At 62.6% G+C, this 17,442-nt stretch carries 14 protein-coding genes; 12 read left to right on the top strand and 2 right to left on the bottom strand.

What is annotated here, in order from left to right; genetic code table 11:
- Positions 1 to 7: 7 nt before the first annotated feature.
- The 7 genes from GEM_RS02755 (at position 8) to GEM_RS02785 (ending at position 9,602) form a co-directional block, all read left to right on the top strand.
- A complete protein-coding gene (locus GEM_RS02755) occupies positions 8 to 1,153 on the top strand; it encodes an acyl-CoA dehydrogenase family protein (protein ID WP_014895929.1) in 1,146 nt (381 codons plus the stop codon).
- A 30-nt stretch (positions 1,154 to 1,183) separates the two neighbouring features.
- Entirely contained in the window at positions 1,184 to 2,389 is a 1,206-nt protein-coding gene (locus GEM_RS02760; RefSeq protein ID WP_014895930.1) for a CaiB/BaiF CoA transferase family protein, read from the top strand.
- A 101-nt stretch (positions 2,390 to 2,490) separates the two neighbouring features.
- On the top strand, positions 2,491 to 2,796 hold the full coding sequence (locus tag GEM_RS02765; protein WP_014895931.1) for a DUF485 domain-containing protein: 306 nt from the start codon (positions 2,491 to 2,493) through the stop codon (positions 2,794 to 2,796).
- An 11-nt stretch (positions 2,797 to 2,807) separates the two neighbouring features.
- On the top strand, positions 2,808 to 4,493 hold the full coding sequence (locus GEM_RS02770) for a cation acetate symporter (protein ID WP_014895932.1): 1,686 nt from the start codon (positions 2,808 to 2,810) through the stop codon (positions 4,491 to 4,493).
- Positions 4,494 to 4,848: 355 nt separating this feature from the next.
- Positions 4,849 to 6,138 carry a dicarboxylate/amino acid:cation symporter gene (locus GEM_RS02775; RefSeq protein WP_014895933.1) on the top strand — a complete coding sequence of 430 codons (1,290 nt, stop codon included), beginning with the start codon at positions 4,849 to 4,851 and terminating at the stop codon, positions 6,136 to 6,138.
- Positions 6,139 to 6,142: 4 nt separating this feature from the next.
- Positions 6,143 to 8,167 carry a sensor histidine kinase gene (locus GEM_RS02780; protein WP_014895934.1) on the top strand — a complete coding sequence of 675 codons (2,025 nt, stop codon included), beginning with the start codon at positions 6,143 to 6,145 and terminating at the stop codon, positions 8,165 to 8,167.
- A 79-nt stretch (positions 8,168 to 8,246) separates the two neighbouring features.
- Positions 8,247 to 9,602: a sigma-54-dependent transcriptional regulator gene (locus GEM_RS02785; RefSeq protein ID WP_014895935.1), complete on the top strand. Its 1,356-nt coding sequence runs from the start codon at positions 8,247 to 8,249 to the stop codon at positions 9,600 to 9,602.
- A gap of 97 nt (positions 9,603 to 9,699) precedes the next feature.
- Here the strand turns inward: GEM_RS02785 and GEM_RS02790 are convergent, their stop codons facing one another.
- Positions 9,700 to 10,236 (bottom strand): TlpA disulfide reductase family protein, encoded by a 537-nt coding sequence (locus tag GEM_RS02790; RefSeq protein ID WP_014895936.1) that lies wholly within the window; start codon positions 10,234 to 10,236, stop codon positions 9,700 to 9,702.
- Positions 10,237 to 10,399: 163 nt separating this feature from the next.
- Between GEM_RS02790 and GEM_RS02795 the strand changes: the two genes are divergently transcribed.
- A complete protein-coding gene (locus GEM_RS02795) occupies positions 10,400 to 10,972 on the top strand; it encodes a hypothetical protein (RefSeq protein WP_014895937.1) in 573 nt (190 codons plus the stop codon).
- A 45-nt stretch (positions 10,973 to 11,017) separates the two neighbouring features.
- Here GEM_RS02795 and GEM_RS31050 read toward each other — a convergent pair whose 3' ends face one another.
- The gene (locus GEM_RS31050) at positions 11,018 to 11,272 is read right to left on the bottom strand and encodes a hypothetical protein (RefSeq protein ID WP_148283801.1); all 255 of its coding nucleotides are present in this window, start codon (positions 11,270 to 11,272) and stop codon (positions 11,018 to 11,020) included.
- A gap of 372 nt (positions 11,273 to 11,644) precedes the next feature.
- Here GEM_RS31050 and GEM_RS29440 point away from each other — a divergent pair, with 372 nt between their 5' ends.
- Genes GEM_RS29440 through GEM_RS02810 form a run of 4 tightly spaced genes read left to right on the top strand, consistent with a single transcriptional unit; the run spans position 11,645 to position 17,393 of the window.
- The gene (locus GEM_RS29440) at positions 11,645 to 12,880 is read left to right on the top strand and encodes a methyltransferase (protein ID WP_014895938.1); all 1,236 of its coding nucleotides are present in this window, start codon (positions 11,645 to 11,647) and stop codon (positions 12,878 to 12,880) included.
- Positions 12,881 to 12,911: 31 nt separating this feature from the next.
- Positions 12,912 to 13,688 carry a hypothetical protein gene (locus GEM_RS31055; RefSeq protein ID WP_014895939.1) on the top strand — a complete coding sequence of 259 codons (777 nt, stop codon included), beginning with the start codon at positions 12,912 to 12,914 and terminating at the stop codon, positions 13,686 to 13,688.
- Positions 13,678 to 14,544, top strand: a complete 867-nt coding sequence (locus GEM_RS02805) for a hypothetical protein (protein ID WP_014895940.1) — start codon at positions 13,678 to 13,680, stop codon at positions 14,542 to 14,544. Before GEM_RS31055 ends, GEM_RS02805 begins: the two co-directional genes overlap by 11 nt.
- Positions 14,541 to 17,393 (top strand): tyrosine-protein kinase family protein, encoded by a 2,853-nt coding sequence (locus GEM_RS02810; protein ID WP_014895941.1) that lies wholly within the window; start codon positions 14,541 to 14,543, stop codon positions 17,391 to 17,393. Before GEM_RS02805 ends, GEM_RS02810 begins: the two co-directional genes overlap by 4 nt.
- The last annotated feature ends 49 nt before the right edge of the window (positions 17,394 to 17,442 follow it).

Here is a 17,442-nt window from a genome sequence, read left to right on the forward strand (position 1 = left end):
CGCGACGATGGATTTCCAGCACACAGAAGACCGCCGGATGCTGGCGGACACGTTGAACCGCTTCATCGCCGAACAGTACGCGTTCCCGGTGCGCGACCGCATCGCGCAGTCGGCCGAAGGGTTCGATCGCGCGATGTGGCAGCGCTTCGCTGAACTCGGCGCGGTCGGCGCGCTGTTTCCAGAAGCCGATGGCGGCTTCGGCGGCGCGGGCTTCGACATCGCCGTGGTGTTCGAATGCCTCGGGCGCGGGCTCGTCGTCGAGCCATTCCTCGGCGCGCTGCTCGCGGGTCGCGCGTTGTCGCTCGCCGGCGGCGACGCGCATCGCGAGCGGCTGGCCGCGCTGATCGACGGCAGCGCGAGCGCCGCGTTCGCGCACGACGAACCTGGCTCGCACTACGAACTGACGACCGTGCGCACGCGCGCCGAACGTGCCGGCGACGGCTGGGTGCTGACGGGCGCGAAGGGCGTCGTCGACCAGGCCGCGCAGGCGGCGTTCTTCGTCGTCAGTGCGCGCGTATCGGGCCACGACGACGATGCGGCCGGCATCGGCCTGTTCGTCGTGCCGGCCGACGCGCCGGGTGTGTCGCTGCGCGACTACAAGAAGATCGACGGCGGCCGCGCGGCCGAAGTGCGCTTCGAGCGCGTTGCGCTGCCGGCCGATGCCGTGCTCGGCGCGCCAGACGCTCACGACGGCGAAGCGGGCGCGACGCTGCTCGAACGCGTGCTCGGCTACGGTCTGCTCGCGCTGTCGGCAGAGGCGCTCGGCGCGATGGACGTCGCGAAGGCGCACACGCTCGACTACCTGCGCACGCGCAAGCAGTTCGGTTTGCCGATCGGCAGCTTCCAGGCGCTGCAGCACCGGATGGCCGACCTCCTGCTCGAAGTCGAGCAGGCGCGTTCGGCGGTGATCAACGCGGCCGCGCAGCTCGACGCGCCGCGCGTGGTGCGCGAGCGCGCGCTCGCGGCGGCCAAGACCAGCATCGGCCGGATCGGCACGCTGGTCGCCGAGGAGAGCATCCAGCTGCACGGCGGGATCGGGATGACGTGGGAGCTGCCGCTGTCGCACTACGCGAAGCGGCTCGTGATGATCGATCACCAGCTCGGCGACGAGGATCACCATCTCGCACGCTATATCGTGCTGTCGAAACAGTAACAGCGAAACACGCGAATGGAGGAGACAAGGATGACGAACGAACCGCGCGCGTTGCCGCTGGCCGGCGTGAAGGTGCTCGATTTCTCGCGCGTGCTCGCGGGCCCGTGGAGCGCGATGGTGCTCGCCGATTTCGGCGCAGAAGTGATCAAGGTCGAGCATCCGGCGCGCGGCGACGACACGCGCGACTGGGGGCTGCGGATCGGCGATACCGAGACGACCTACTTCAACAGCGTGAACCGCAGCAAGCGATCGATCTGCGTCGACCTGCAGACCGAAGCAGGGCAGCGTCTCGCGCGCGAGCTGGCCGCGCAGGCCGACGTGCTGATCCACAACTTCAAGTTCGGCGGCGCGGAAAAGCTCGGGCTCGGCTACGACGCGCTGGCCGAGCTGAATCCGCGGCTCGTGCATTGTGCGATCTCGGGCTACGACCGCTCGGGCCCGGAGGCCGCGCGGCCCGGCTACGACCTCGTCGTGCAGGGCGAGGCCGGGTTGATGGCGCTGAACGGCGAGGCCGACCAGCCGCCGCTGAAGTTCGGCGTCGCGGCGGTCGATCTGTTCACCGGCATGTATGCGGCGCAGGCGATTCTCGCCGCGCTGTACGAGCGTCATGCGACGGGGCGCGGACGGCGCATCGAGATGGCGCTGTTCGACTGCGGGCTGATGATCACCGCGTACTACGGGCTCGATGCGCTGCTGATGGGCGAGGATCCGCCGCGCTACGGCAACGCGCATCCGTCGATCGTGCCGTACGGCGTGTTCGATGCGGCCGATGGCCCGCTCGTGATCACGGTCGGCAACAACCCGCAGTTCGCGCGTTTTTGCGACGCGATCGAGCGGCCTGATCTCGCCGCGGACGAACGCTACAAGACCAACCTCGGTCGCTCGGAGAATCGCACCGAACTGCTGCCCGAGATTCGCCGCGAACTCGCGCGCAGGCCGCGCGCGACGCTGCTGGCGGCGCTGGCCGAGGCGGGCATCCCGTGCGGCGAAGTGCTCGGGCTGCACGACGCGCTGACGTCCGAACGTGCGACCCGCGCGGGCCTCGTCACGCGGCAGCCGCATCCGGTCGCGGGCGGCGTCGACGTGCTCGCGCCGCCGTATCGCTTCGATGGCGCGCGCCTGCCGGTGCGCGGTGCGCCGCCGGTGCTCGGCGCCGATACGGACGACGTGCTCGGCGGCTGGCTCGGGCTGTCGGCCGACGCGTTGGCGCGCCTGCGTGCTGACCGCATCGTGTAACGCGATTCATCTCTTGCCGCCGCGGCGCGGGCGGAGCAGTCGACGCGCCGACCATCCACAAGACAGTTCTCGCGATACGACGAGACGATATTGGAGACACCATGGAGCTTTCCGTCATCGAATCGGTCACGGCGCGCCGTGACTACCAGCAGCTCGTACGTGCGCGGCGCCGCTTCAGCTTCACGCTGACGGCGCTGATGATCGCCACTTACTACGGCTTCATCCTGCTCGTCGCGCTCGCGCCGCACGTGCTTGCTGCACCGCTGTACCGTGGCGCGACGACGACGGTCGGGATCGCCGCGGGCGTCGCGATCATCCTGGTCGCGATCGGCCTGACCGCGTGCTACGTGCTGCGCGCGAACCGCGCGTTCGACCGCCGCGTCGACGCCATCCTGCAGCGTTCGTGACGGAGGCCGACATGCGACGCACCTCGATTGCGCTCGGCGCACTGGCCGTTCTCGTTTCCTCCGCCGCCCATGCGACCGCCGTCGCGGGCCCGATGCCCGACAAGGTCGAACTGAACCCGGTCGCGATCGGAATGTTCTTCGCGTTCGTGTTCGCGACGCTCGCGCTCACGCGCTGGGCCGCGCGGCGCACGCGCTCGACCCGCGACTTCTACACGGCCGGCGGCGGCATCACCGGGCTGCAGAACGGGCTCGCGATCGCGGGCGACTACATGTCGGCCGCATCGTTCCTCGGGTTGTCGGGGATGGTGTTCATGTTCGGCTTCGACGGGCTGATCTACTCGATCGGCTTCCTGGTCGGCTGGCCGTTCGTGATGTTCCTGATCGCGGAACCGCTGCGCAACCTCGGCAAGTTCACGTTCGTCGATGTCGTCGCGTATCGCTTCGCGCAGCGGCCGATCCGGCTGCTGACGTCCGCGAACGCGCTGACGATCGTCGTGCTGTACCTGGTCGTGCAGATGGTCGGCGCGGGCAAGCTGATCCAGCTGCTGTTCGGGCTGTCGTACGGCACCGCCGAGCTGATCGTCGGCGTGCTGATGGTCGTCTACGTGTTCTTCGGCGGGATGACCGCGACCACCTGGGTGCAGGTGATCAAGGCCGTGCTGCTGCTGTGCGGCGCGACTGTGCTCGCGTTGCTCGCGCTCGGCGAATTCGGTTTCAGCGTCGACGAGATGTTCCGCCGCGCGGTGGCCGTGCATCCGGGCGCGCTGTCGATCATGGGGCCCGGCAAGCTGATCCGCGATCCGGCCAATGCGCTGTCGCTCGGCATCGCGCTGATGTTCGGCACGGCCGGTTTCCCGCACATCCTGATGCGCTTCTTCACGGTGCCGAACGCGAAGGAGGCGCGCAAGTCGGTGCTGTACGCGACCGGCTTCATTGGCTACTTCTATCTGCTGACCTTCGTGATCGGCTTTTCGGCGATCGTGCTGCTCGCGCAGCATCCGGAATTCTTTCGGCTCGGCGCGAACGGCACCTTCAACCTGACGCACGACCTGCTCGGCGGCTCGAACATGGTCGCGGTGAAGCTTGCGCAGGCGGTCGGCGGCAACTGGTTCTACGGTTTCATCGCGGCGGTCACGTTCGCGACGATCCTCGCGGTGGTCGCCGGGCTGACGCTCGCCGGCGCGACTACGATCTCGCACGACCTGTATGCGCAAATGTGGGCGCGCGGCAAACCCGACGAACGGCTGGAGATGCGCATCTCGCGCGCGGCGACGATCGGTTTGTCGGCGATCGCGATCGCGCTGTCGATCCTGTTCGAGCACGTGAACGTCGCGTTCATGGTCGGCCTGGTCGCGGCGGTGGCCGCCAGCGCCAATTTCCCGGTGCTCGCGATGTCGATCTTCTGGCGCGGGATGACGACGCGCGGCGCAGTGCTCGGCGGTGGCCTCGGCCTCGCGTCGGCGGTGACGCTCACGGTGCTGTCGAAGTCGGTGTGGGTCGACGTGCTGCACCACGCGCACGCGCCGGTGTTCCTCGACAACCCGGCGCTCGTGTCGGTGCCGCTCGCGTTCATCGGGATCGTCGTCGGCTCGCTCGCGGATCGCGGCGAGCGCGCGCGGCGCGAGCGTGCTGCGTTCGAGCAGCAGGAGTTCTACGCGCAGACGGGCGTGCTGGCCGGCAAGGCCGTGCAGCACTGATTCGTCGGAAGAATGTGCCCATCCGTCCGGATCGCCGGACGGATATTTTCCGGAAATCCGGAATCCCGGATTTTCTTGCCTGCCGCATTATGAGAAATACAATGAAAACAATGCCTTGAGGGGTTCTGGAAGCCTGGCATCGACCTTGCAATATGAAAAGCACGGCCATCCCCCCGGCCTGACTATTAAACCAAGGAGACAATCGATGACCACTGCCCTCCACCCCCTCCGGACGTCCTGAGGCATCGCTTGTTGCGGCACGGCAGCCGCGCGGGCGGGTGACTTTTCCCCTGAGACATTCGTCCGCGCGCGTGACGCCGTTTCCACCGGCTCATCTACTTCAGCAGGAACCATCGTGAAGAAGAAACCCTTCTACAAAGTGCTCTACGCGCAGGTGATCTTCGCCATCATCGTCGGCGTGATCCTCGGCCACTACTACCCGGCGCTCGCCACCGAGATGAAACCGCTCGGCGACGGCTTCATCAAGCTGATCAAGATGGTGATCGGCCCGATCATCTTCTGTACGGTCGTCACCGGCATCGCCGGCATGGAGGACATGAAGAAGGTGGGCCGCGTCGGCGGCAAGGCGCTGCTGTACTTCGAGATCGTGTCGACCTTCGCGCTGATGCTGGGCCTCGCGGCCACGCACATCCTGCGTCCGGGCGTCGGCTTCAACATCGATCCGGCGACGCTGAACGGCAAGGAAGTCGCATCGTATGCGGCGAAGGCGCACGGGCAGTCGACGGTCGACTTCCTGATGCACATCATCCCGAACACGATGGTCGATGCGTTCGCGCAGGGCGAAATCCTGCAGATCCTGCTGATCGCGCTGCTGTTCGGCAGCGTGCTCGCGCACCTCGGCGAGCGCGGCAAGGTCGTGACCGACTTCATCGACGGCCTCACGCGCGTGCTGTTCGGCATCGTGCACATCGTCACGAAGCTGGCGCCGATCGGCGCATTCGGCGCGATGGCGTTCACGATCGGCAAGTACGGCGTCGGCTCGCTGGTGCCGCTGCTCAAGCTGATCGGCACGTTCTACCTGACGTCGGTCGTGTTCGTGCTGGTCGTGCTCGGCACGATCGCGCGTTTCACGGGCTTCTCGATCATCCGCTTCGTGTCCTACATCAAGGAAGAGCTGCTGATCGTGCTCGGCACGAGCTCGTCGGAAGCTGCGCTGCCGCAGCTGATGGAAAAGCTCGAGAAGGCAGGCTGCTCGCGTTCGGTCGTCGGCCTCGTCGTGCCGACCGGCTACTCGTTCAACCTCGACGGCACCAACATCTACATGACGATGGCCGTGCTGTTCATCGCGCAGGCGACCAACATCGAACTGACGTGGATGCAGCAGCTCACGCTGCTCGCGGTCGCGATGCTGACGTCGAAGGGCGCGAGCGGTGTCACGGGCGCGGGCTTCATCACGCTCGCCGCGACGCTCGCCGTCGTGCCGACGATCCCGCTGTCGGGCATGGTGCTGATCCTCGGCATCGACCGCTTCATGAGCGAATGCCGTGCACTGACCAACATCGTCGGCAACGGTGTCGCAACCGTCGTCGTGTCGGCATGGGAGAAGGAGCTCGACCGCACCAAGCTGCGCCAGGCGCTGAAGGGTGGCGGCGAGGTCACGACGACCGAGACGGCCGGCGTCTGACATCATGAAGGAGCAGGCGGCGGCACCGCCCGCAGGCGGCGCGCCGCGCGGCGACCGGGGCGTTGATGCGGAGCCCTATGACACAATAGGCGATCCGCATCGCCAGGAAGCCTCGTCCGTGAAGCGCCGCCTGTTCATCCTCGTCGTGCTTGCCGCCGCGCTCGCGGCGGCGTGCGCGCTGACGTGGACCATCACGTGGCAGCGCGGCGTCGCCGAGCTGCAGCGCAACGCCGCGGTGCGCGTCGACCGCACCACCAACGCGCTCAAGAGCACGCTCGATCGCTACGAATCGCTGCCCTATCTGCTCGGCAGCCATCCGTACGTGCAGGACCTGCTCGCCGAGCCGAAGCGCGCCGACTTCACCGCGCGCGCGAACCGCTATCTCGAAGATCTCAACGAACACGCGCACGCGACCGTCACCTACGTGATCGGCGCGGACGGCCTGTGCGTCGCTGCCAGCAACTGGCGCGCGCCCGACAGCTTCGTCGGGATCGAATATCGCTTCCGGCCGTATTTCATCGACGCGTTGAATGGCCAGGTCGGCCGCTTCTTCGGGATCGGCACGATCTCGCGCGATCCCGGCTACTACATCTCGCAGCCGGTGTGGCGCGACGGCAAGATCGCGGGCGTCGTCGTCGTGAAGCTCAATCTCGAATGGTTCCAGGGCGCCGACGCGTCCGAGCCGCTCGTCGTCATGGACGATCACGGCGTCGTGTTCCTGTCGTCCGTGCCCGCATGGAAATACCACACGCTGCATCCGTTGACGGGGCCCGTCGCCGCATCGATCTACGAGACGCGCCAGTATGCGCAGCAGCCCGTCACGCCGCTGCCGCTGCGCGTCGAGCAGGTGCTCGGCGCCGATGCGGAGATCGTGCGCCTCGGCCCTGGCCTGCGCGCGCCGCGCTTCCTGGCCAGCAAGCGGCGGATCGGCGAACCCGACTGGCTGCTCGTCACGCTCGCGCCGCTCGCGCCGATCGACGCCGACGCGCGCAATGCGACGATCGTCACGGGCTTCGGCTTCGTGTCGGTCGCCTTGCTCGCGTTCTACTGGCGGATGCGCCGCGCACGCGTGCGCGAGATGATCCGCGGCCGCGCGCTGCTGCAGCAGGCGTACGCGGAGCTGAACCGGCGCGTCGAGGAGCGCACGGCCGACCTGTCGGAGGCGAACGAGCAATTGCAGAAGGAAGTCGGCGACCGGATCCGCGCGGAACAGGAGCTGCGCGCCGCGCACGACGAACTGATCCAGGCGAGCAAGCTCGCCGCGCTCGGCCAGATGGCCGCCGGCATCACGCACGAACTGAACCAGCCGCTCGCGGCGTTGCGCAGCTTCTCGGACAACACGCGCGTGCTGCTCGATCGCGGCGACCAGGCGGCCGCGCGCGAGAACCTCGAGGCGATCGCCGCGCTGACCGAGCGGATGGGCAAGATCACCAACCAGCTGAAGCTGTTCGTCGGCCGCGCGAAACCGCGCAACGAGCAGGCGCTCGTCGTGCGCGCGCTGCGCAGCGTGCTGTCGCTGCTCGGCGACCGGCTGCGCGGTGTCGGGCTCACGCTGACGCTGCAGGATGCGACGGTGTCGCCCGCGCACGATGCGCCGCTCGACCTGGCGCGCGACTATCCGGAACTCGTTGCCCGCTGCGAGGACCTGCGCCTCGAGCAGGTGCTGATCAACCTGCTCGGCAACGCGCTCGACGCGGTCGCGGGTGTCGCGGCACCCGCGATCGAAGTGACGGTCGCGGTGTCGGTCGCGACGCTCGCGATCGAGGTGCGCGACAACGGTTCCGGCATCGCGCCCGACCTGCTGCCGCGGTTGTTCGAGCCGTTCTTCACGACCAAGGAAATGGGGCGCGGGCTCGGGCTCGGACTCGCGATCTCGTCGTCGATCGCGAGCGACGCGGGCGGCGCGCTGACTGCGCGCAATGCACCGTCCGGCGGCGCGTTGTTCGTCTTGACGCTGCGTCGCGCACGCACGCATCATCCGGACTCCGTATCCGAGCCGGCGGGCTCGCACCAGGCAAGCAGACCCTAGCCCGGTCGGCGAACGACCGGCATCAACGCAGCCGCGCGCGCAACCTCGCCGCGCGGCCCGTCAGGAGCAAGTGACTACGATGGCCAACCGGCTGCAAGTGATCTATATCGAAGACGATGCGCTCGTTCGCCGGGCGAGCGTGCAGAGCCTCCAGCTCGCGGGGTTCGACGTCGTCGGGTTCGAATCGGCCGAAGCGGCCGACAAGGCGATCGTCGCGGAAGCCGCCGGCGTGATCGTCAGCGACATCCGGCTGCCCGGCGCGAGCGGGCTCGACCTGCTCGCGCAGTGCCGCGAGCGGGTCCCCGACGTGCCCGTGATCCTCGTCACCGGCCACGGCGACATCTCGATGGCCGTGCAGGCGATGCGCGACGGCGCGTACGACTTCATCGAAAAGCCGTTCGCGGCCGAGCGGCTGATCGAGACGGTGCGCCGCGCGCTGGAGCGGCGCGAGCTCGTGCTCGAGAACCATGCGCTGCGGCGCGAGCTGGCCGGGCAGAACATCGTCGCGCCGCGCATCATCGGCCGCAGCCCGGCGATCGAGCAGGTGCGCAAGCTGATCGCGAACGTCGCGCCGACCGACGCGTCGGTGCTGATCAACGGCGACACGGGCGCCGGCAAGGAGCTGATCGCGCGCAGCCTGCACGAGCTGTCGCCGCGTCGCGACAAGCCGTTCATCGCGGTGAACTGCGGCGCGCTGCCTGAGCCGATGTTCGAGTCGGAGATGTTCGGCTACGAACCGGGCGCGTTCACGGGCGCGGCGAAGCGCCGCGTCGGCAAGCTCGAATATGCGTCCGGCGGCACGCTGTTCCTCGACGAAATCGAAAGCATGCCGCTCGCGCTGCAGGTGAAGCTGCTGCGCGTGCTGCAGGACGGCGTGCTGGAGCGGCTCGGCTCGAACCAGCCGATCCGCGTGAACTGCCGCGTCGTCGCGGCCGCGAAAGGCGACATGAGCGAGCTCGTCGCGGCCGGCACGTTCCGGCGCGACCTGCTGTACCGGCTCAACGTCGTGACGATCGCGTTGCCGCCGCTCGCCGAGCGCCGCGAGGACATCGTGCCGCTGTTCGAGCACTTCATGCTCGACGCGGCCGTGCGTTACGGGCGGCCGGCTCCCGTGCTGACCGACCGGCAGCGCGCGAGCCTGATGCAGCGCGACTGGCCCGGCAACGTGCGCGAGCTGCGCAACGCGGCTGACCGCTTCGTGCTCGGCGTCGCCGACATGCCGCAGGAAGCCGGCGCGAACGCCGACGAGGCCGAGAACGACCAGACGCTGAAGGAGCGCATCGAGCAGTTCGAGCGCGCGGTGATCGCCGAGGCGCTGAACCAGACGGGCGGCGCGGTCGCCGCGACGGCCGACCGGTTGCATGTCGGCAAGGCGACGCTGTACGAGAAGATGAAGCGCTACGGGCTGTCGGCAAAAGGCGAAACCGAGCGCTGAAACACAAACGGACCGCGGAACCGGGCTGGCCGGTCGTGCGGTCCGTGGTGCGGGGCAGGGCGCAGCGTGTGGCCCTGCGAGTCTTGTTGTGCGGCGCTCAGGCCGCGTTGCTGTCGAGCGCCTTCTTGAGCAGCGCGTCGAGTTCCGCGAACTGCGGTGCGCCGACGTAGCGCTTCAGGATCTTGCCGTCCTTGTCGACGACGAAGGTGGTCGGCGTGAGCTGCACGTTGCCGAACTGCTTCGCGACGCTGCCGTCGTCGAGCGCGACCTTGAACGGCAGCTGGCGCGTCTGCGCATAGTTCGCGACGTACATCGGCGGATCGTAGTTCATTGCGACCGCGACGAATTCCAGCCCCTGACCCTTGAAGCGATTATAGGTATCGACCATCTGCGGCATTTCCTGCATGCAGGTGGCGCAGCTCGTCGCCCAGAAGTTCACGAGGTAGACCTTGCCCTTCAGGTCGCCGGCCGTCGACACCTTCTGGCCCGACAGCAGCGTGAACGTGGCGTCCGGCACGGTGGATTTGCCGTTGAACGCGAAGAAGCCGGCAACGGCGATGGCCGCGACGACGACGGCCGCGACGATGTAGCGGGCGGGGCCGGTGCGGCGCTGGGCGGGAGGCGTGGTGTTCATCTGCGGTGCTCTCGGAGTCGGTCGATGACGCGGATCGATGCAAAGGACGTCGAAATTCGGCGCTTATTTTAGCGCGAATGCGGCGCGCGCACCGGCGGCCGCCACACATCCCGGGTGTCTGGTTCGGCGGATAATGGGCGTTTTGCCTGTCCCTGTCACTGCCATGCCGAAGGAAGTCATCGATCCATTGCGCCCCCTTTTTCGTCCGCTGCGACACTTCGCCGCGCTCGCGTGCGTGAGCGCGGCGCTGGCTGCGTGCTCGCCGTCATATGACTGGCGTACGCTGCACAACGACGCCGGCTACACGATCGACCTGCCGGCGAAGCCGACCGTCGAGGACCAGCCGGTGGCGGTCGGCGGCGCGTCGATGCCGATGCGGATGCAGGCCGCGCACGTCGACGGTGCGGTGTTCGCGGTCGGCACGCTGACGCTGCCCGACGACCGCGACGACACGCGCCGTGCGGCGCTCGCGTTCCTGCAGGCCGGGCTGTCGCGCAACCTCGCGGGCACGCCACAGACCGCCTCGGTGCCGGTGCCGCTCGCGGCCGGCGGCGCGGTCAACGGGCTCGAGCTGCGCATCGCGGGCGCGGCCAGCGGTGGCGACCACTCGCACAAGACGATCGTCGCGCGGCTCGTGGCGCGCGGCCGGCATGCGTACCAGGCCGTCGCGATCGCCGACGGGCCGCTCGCGCAGGAACAGTTCGACCAGTTTTTCGGCTCGTTCAAACTCGACTGACGCCGGCGGGCGAGGGCGCTCAGACACGCTGTGACAAGTGAAAGTTCATTCGCAGCTTTCGGCGCTAATCGCCGGATTTTGCGGGGATTTTTCGGCTATCCACAGTGCATGTGGATAACTTTGTTGAAAAGTTGGCTGAATCTCCCGCAAAGCTGCGCCGGGACGGCCTTCCGGGCCGTTTCGTAGCGTGCGTGCTGTTTGGGAAAATTCAATAAAAACAAATGCATACGGATCTGTCGATGAAAGGGCGCCGGAGAACCGTGATCCGGGGCAGGATTCGTGAAATTGTGCATAAGTCAAGTCTTGACAGTCTGGTTTTGTCCTCCGCGCGCATTCACAGTTTCGTGAGCGCGCGCCGGTAGCGGATCGCCTCGGCAATCTGCGCGGCCGTCGGCAACGGATCGCCGGCCAGTCAAAGGCGTAGTTATATTTCTATATGCTTACAAATTGCCACCCGGGCTGCCGCGCCAGCAAAAATTACTATGAGATTTCAGCGTTCCTGCCTAGGTGCGCGGACGGTGGGTCTGAGCACCTGTGGAGTACTTGGCCAAACGTAGACTTCTTGACGCGCGCCCTCATTGGCGTCAACCAGGACAGGAATTTCGTAGACGTCTGTGTCGTTAAAGGGGCCACACGATAGAATTGCGCCAGACCTTTCAGAGTACGCGCCCTATGGCTGGAAATAAGAAAACGCACAATCCAAATAGTCTTAGATTCAGACAGGCGAAGACGCGGGCAGAGAAACTCGGGCAAGTGCCTACGCCGCCTTCCATTGCTCAGCTGTTGGCTTCCAGTGTGCCGGCTGACGCCCGGCGCATACTTGACTTGGGCGCGGGTAAAGGGGCGCTGGCTGGCAGCGTTTTGCGGAGATGCCTGAAGAGTCGCGCGCTCCTTGTCGACATTGATGCGCAGGCTATGAGCCGGCTCGAAGATATCGCACCCTCGCGCACAACGACCGCGAATCTCGACGTGTTGCGGTCTCCCATCGTTCCCCAATTGCGGGTGGGGAGAAGCCGTCCCGATGTCGTCGTATCTAACCCTCCCTATGCGATGGCTCGACTTGGCAAAGCGTCGATTGACCGCGTTCGATGCATCTTTCCTGAGGTGCAGGACCAAGGCGGTTGGTTAAGAAGTGACGTTGTATTCGCGGCGCACGCTTGGTCTTTGCTCGGCCGAAACGGTTCTTTTGCGCTCATAGTCGCATCGCCCATCGTTACCCAGCCGGCGTTCGCATCTGTGCGGCGGCAGCTTATTTCAGGTCTTTCAAACCTCACGGTGACTCAGCTTGAGCCTAAGACATTCGAAAAGGCGGAAGTTGATGCCTTCTTAATCACCGGTCGCAAAACCCCTTCACGTGGGCAGAACGTTACGCTTCAACGTTGCTCTCAGGATGGAGTTGTTGTCGGGGAGCGCGCTATATCAATTGAAGATGCAATGCGGAGAATGGATTTCGGATACCACGAAGCCATGACAACGATGAACGCCGACGCAAGACATGTTATCGGCACGTTAGCTACATTGCAGGCTGCTGTTATCCGAGGTAGTCGCTCCAAAAATCAATATGCTGGTATGGGACTGCAGGCATTTCACACATCCCACTTTACGACTGACGCTGAGGAGCTTCATTTAACGGGGGGGCAGGATGGATTTCAAAATGCGTATAGAGGGGACATTTTGGTTGCTCGTGTTGGGTCGCGCTGCCTAACGCGGCAAGCTCGGGTTACGGCCGGCGAGGGGCTCTTTACCGATTGCGTTTATCGGATTCGTGTGCCTGACGCACATCGTGCGCTTGTTTGGAGCACGCTGAACAGTGATTTTGGCCGCGAGTGGCGTCAAGCGCATGCGGTGGGGAATTGTGCTAAGCATTTGACGGTTGGAACCCTGCTGACGATGCCAGTGCTAGCATAATGAAGTGACAACTCTAAGAACTATTAGACCAATGACCTACGCAGATGGCCAATCGGCTTTTGAAGGCGGGGAGTTCCAGCGGCCGGAGCGGTTACCTACGCTCAAACTCGCATTGGCTCACTGTAACTTTCTTGAAGCCAAGGAAAAAGCGGGCTGCCCTACGCACGCACAAATCGACCAAGCCATACAAGCCAATGCGAATTGGCCGAATTGGTCGCTCAATCTCCCTGAGGCGTTACTCTTTCAGGGGGAGAAGGAAGAAGAAGAGCAAGAAGTTTGGTTTGTGCGGAGAGCTCGGGACCTGTTCCATGAGACAGAGGTTGAAGAACTCTTCGTCGAAGAGAAGGTAGCCGAGTTTATCCAACGCGATGCCACGAGGACCCTTTGGGTGACTGATGGTATGAGGGATGATGGCGAACAGTTGGTTACCAGCGACTGTGACATTGGTGATTTGTACCAGTCCCTTGGGCTGTACAACCGTACCTTGTCTGCTGGAGACAAGGTGGTGATAGCCTATCTGAATAGTCGTGAGAGATATCGCCCCACTGTAGCGGATGCTGGCGGCGCATTCTATTGGCGTGATGGGCATGAAGGAGCCACCCACGGGCTCACCGTTCACCTTACGACCGGTCGGCCTGCACTTCGTGAGTGGGTCTCCCGTGCCGACAAGCTGAACGTACTGCCAGAGCGAAGTCTCATGCGGAATGTCGAGCGAGAGGTGAACACCACTGATGCGGGTCTGCACGACGACTATTGGCAGGCCGGGGTGCAGCGCATCACTCAATGCAGGGGTCAGCATGACCATTAGTACTGGGCAAGACATAGTCAAAACGCTGGGCTTGCTTCACGGAGACCCGAGTGTCGGACGAGGAACAACCGTCGAGGAGGCGCTCGTAAATGCGGTGCTGTCTGCGGTGCCGGAGCCGGTCAAGGCAGCCGAACTCATCATGTCGGCATTGCGTATCGCGTGGGAACAAAGGAACGGCGAGTTCATGAAGCGCTTGGCCCGTGTCCTTGGGGTGCTACGGCGAAGAGCTCCCGACGCCGCCGCAATCAAATGTGATTGGGTAATCGACTTCCTCAATATGTCGGGGCCGGACCTCGTTAAGGTGATTGAAGCTGCGCCGGATACCGTGGCAGCGCTCGCTGCAATTGCCGCGGGCACGCAAGAGCCGGCAAAAGTTGGATGGCGAGAAATCGTTGTGGCGGCGCGTGGCGCCGCCGAAAGGGCGAGCGAGATACCGCCCCGCGACGCCTACGCTCTCCGAGACATTTGCTTCTATGCTGCGATGGGCAGCTTTAAGGCCGACGACTACTCCGTCTATACGGGAGCGGCGGAGGGCATGCTGGAGGCAGGGGTGGAGTTCGGAGCGGAGCTGTTCACAGTTGTTCGCGAAATATTGGCTCGCAAAGAGGAGCAGTTTGCAATGCCTGCTGTCGTTTCTTGTGGTCGTCTACTCAGTGCCAATGTGGGGCTGCGGATGCCTTCTGAATTCGATAACGTGAAGCAGCGTGTTGAGCGCGTCGTTGCGAAGGCTCTAAGCAAGACTTATGGACGAGAGCAAGGTGACAAGCTCATCGATTTCCAGGCGAAAGTGGCGATAACTGCTAACACCGCCTCTCCCCGTGACTTGGTTCGAAAAATGGCAGTGGCGGCAGCATGAGTGAAACTAGATTTGTTGCCTTTTATTCGTTCAAAGGCGGCGTCGGTCGAAGCATGACGCTGGCAAATGTCGCTTATCATCTGGCAAAAGATGCGAAGCGGGTTTTGGTTATCGATTTCGACCTCGAGGCGCCTGGGCAGATTTATAGTGACCTATTTCGAGGAATTTCGGTTACGAAGGGCGTTTTAGAGCTTCTGACCTCTTTCGTCAGTGCTTCGTATACTGAAGATGACACGAGGAAATTTCTGCACGACTTCGACCTTGCTCAATGGGTGGCAATAAGCCCTATCGCTTCGGAGAACGACGCGTCGACATCGTTGGGCACAATTGCGTTACTGCCAGCGGGGAGCTTTGAGGATCCGTTATACGACCAACGTTTGGCGGATTTCAAATGGGATACCTTCTATAAGCAGAAAGGTCGTGCCTTCATCGAGATTCTGAAAGAGCGAATTCGCGCTGCGGGTTATGACTACGTTCTACTGGATAGCAGAACAGGCCTGACGGATATCTTCTATGTAACAGCGTTCGATTTCGCCGACACGGTAGTGATGATGTCCGGTATGAATCGCCAGAATGTAGCAGGCATCCGGAAAGCGTACGAGCTGTTGCAGTCGCCGGAGGCGTTGAGTCACTACGGACATCGCCAGCTTCTTCTCGTCGCGTCCCCTGTCCCTGATGTTCCGCTGGATGACAGGAGAAGGCGCCAGAATGACATTCGCATTGAATGGCCCGAGGCTCCGCCGTTCGACGTTTACATTCCATACGTCGCTGAACTGGCCTTAACCGAGAGGCTTTTATCGCGTGAGGCCGACGACTTGGGGCAGCCCACGCCATATGGGCAACAATGTGCCGATCTGACGAGTCGTATTGTGAATCGGACCGCGTCTGCACCGTCGTCCGGCATCAAGCCAAGCAATCCATTTTCCATTGTCCGTCGAGATTATATTTCCGAGGATGACTTAGTCAGATACTACGTTGACCCGGGCAACGTCACAGTTGGCGCGCTTCAGGAGTTTCCGCCTGTCATCGTCACCGGCGCGCGCGGCTCTGGCAAGACTACGTTGGCATCGATTTTTTCCTTGGACGCTTGGCATGCGCGGGCTCGCGCGGATGGCACAGTCTCGCCTCGCGATATGCCATCACAAATTGGTCTGTATTTTCGTATCGACGCAGACATCCTTCGTGGTTTCGCGCCTTCGGACGAAGAGAGCAAGCTTAACGAGCGACTCTTTAATCAATACCTCGACTTGACCATCACCCAAAAGGCAATTCGAGTTTTGGACAAAGTTTGGCCATTGGAGAAGTGGCTGGACGAACAGCGATTCTTCACGCGGATGTATTCGCAGTTTGGGGTCGTGCCCGATAGTGGTGCTCTGAATAAGTCATCATTTTTGGATTTTATTGAGTCGCAGTTGACGCTTGTCACGCTGATTCTCAATAATCCGGATAGAAATTTCAATCAGCTTGTATTTGTTCAGCCTAATGCTTTGCTTAAAATATTGGCAAGTGAGGTCGGGCAATCTGAGTTGATGAGAGGGCGATATCTCGCTATCTCTATCGACGAATTTGAGAATTTTCTTCCGTTCCAGCAGCGAGTTGTTAATACGCGCCTCAAGCAAACGAAACGGGAGGATGGGGTCACGTGGCGCCTCTTTGCACGCTCGGAGGTTTTTCTAACGTCTGAAACTCTTGCTCATGAGCAGCGAATTGAAGAAACGCATGATTTTCGGTCGTACTCGCTTGACGATGTGACATTCGATGAGTTCGAGGTCCATGTTACGCGTGTAGCAAATCGGCACCTTGAGCTGAGTCCGTTTTTTAGGGCGCTTGGGATTAACGACATACAGCAACTGCTTGCCTCTATGTCGGACGAAGAGGAGGCTCAGCTTTTAAAAGCGTCAGGGCGTAAACTGAGACCGCTTCTCGACTGGGTGCATAGATATTACCCGGGTGATGAGAAGATTATTTCGGAATTTGTTGAGGGCGAGCCAAATTTCTTGCGTGCCGCGACGGCTGTTGTCGTCATGAACCAGGGGGCAACTACCGTCGGACTGAAGAGCCCTCCATCGGTTATCGCAGAGTTCCAACAGGACGGGGCTGCTTCACGCAATTGGTACTCCAACTATAAGCGGGGCGCATTGTTCTGGCTCTGCACCTTGTACCGAAAGAACAAGCAATACGCTGGTACCGCCGCTCTATTGGGTTTGTCTGGGCGGAACATGCGCTACTTCCTGGATTTCTGCAATCGAGTGGTCGCTGAATGGCTTACGACATACGATTCGCGAGGTGTGGCGCCCCTTCTCCCGATATTGCCCCAAATTCAGGACCAAGCAATTCGAAGTCAAGCGCTTGATTATCAGCGAAATGTTCAGCGTACCGATAAGAGCGCAAGGCAGTTGTATCAGCTAATTGAACGCCTGGGAAGAGTATTTGAGGCTGCTCACAAGAGTCCCAAGCAAAGTGAGCCAGAGATAAATCACTTCTCAATTAAAGAGACAGTGGCCCTTAGTGATGAGAAGATTGCTGAATTAGATAAATATCTGCGCGATGCTGTTTTTGAGGATGTGTTAAAGCAGCTGCCAGGAACGAAGCAGAAGAATCTTCGTAGTGCGCGGTTAGATGCATGGCAGTTGGCGCCAAGATTTGCACCACTCTTTGATTTGTCGACTCGAAAGAAAAAGAGTCTGGATTTGACGGATGAAGACCTTTACATAATTTTTTCTGGATCCGATGACGACTGGGGGCGATTGTTTAATCGATTCAGAAATCGATTCAATGTTGGCGAGGTTGTTGCGAATGTTGTCACCGAAAATCAAGAGTCGTACACGATTCAGCCCAAGCTTTTTTAGTGATGCTCGATGAATTATCTTATTAAAGGTATCTCTGACCCGGCAGAGC

The sequence above is a fragment of the Burkholderia cepacia GG4 genome, from assembly GCF_000292915.1.
Taxonomy (GTDB): Bacteria; Pseudomonadota; Gammaproteobacteria; order Burkholderiales; family Burkholderiaceae; genus Burkholderia; species Burkholderia cepacia_D.

Bases quoted from the DNA above. Each gene is read 5' to 3' on its own strand.
- GEM_RS02755 (WP_014895929.1), top strand. From the start codon at position 8: ATGGATTTCCAGCACACAGAAGACCGCCGGATGCTGGCGGACACGTTG.
- GEM_RS02760 (WP_014895930.1), top strand. From the start codon at position 1,184: ATGACGAACGAACCGCGCGCGTTGCCGCTGGCCGGCGTGAAGGTGCTC.
- GEM_RS02765 (WP_014895931.1), top strand. From the start codon at position 2,491: ATGGAGCTTTCCGTCATCGAATCGGTCACGGCGCGCCGTGACTACCAG.
- GEM_RS02770 (WP_014895932.1), top strand. From the start codon at position 2,808: ATGCGACGCACCTCGATTGCGCTCGGCGCACTGGCCGTTCTCGTTTCC.
- GEM_RS02780 (WP_014895934.1), top strand. From the start codon at position 6,143: ATGAAGGAGCAGGCGGCGGCACCGCCCGCAGGCGGCGCGCCGCGCGGC.
- GEM_RS02785 (WP_014895935.1), top strand. From the start codon at position 8,247: ATGGCCAACCGGCTGCAAGTGATCTATATCGAAGACGATGCGCTCGTT.
- GEM_RS02790 (WP_014895936.1), bottom strand. From the start codon at position 10,236: ATGAACACCACGCCTCCCGCCCAGCGCCGCACCGGCCCCGCCCGCTAC.
- GEM_RS02795 (WP_014895937.1), top strand. From the start codon at position 10,400: ATGCCGAAGGAAGTCATCGATCCATTGCGCCCCCTTTTTCGTCCGCTG.
- GEM_RS29440 (WP_014895938.1), top strand. From the start codon at position 11,645: ATGGCTGGAAATAAGAAAACGCACAATCCAAATAGTCTTAGATTCAGA.
- GEM_RS31055 (WP_014895939.1), top strand. From the start codon at position 12,912: ATGACCTACGCAGATGGCCAATCGGCTTTTGAAGGCGGGGAGTTCCAG.
- GEM_RS02805 (WP_014895940.1), top strand. From the start codon at position 13,678: ATGACCATTAGTACTGGGCAAGACATAGTCAAAACGCTGGGCTTGCTT.
- GEM_RS02810 (WP_014895941.1), top strand. From the start codon at position 14,541: ATGAGTGAAACTAGATTTGTTGCCTTTTATTCGTTCAAAGGCGGCGTC.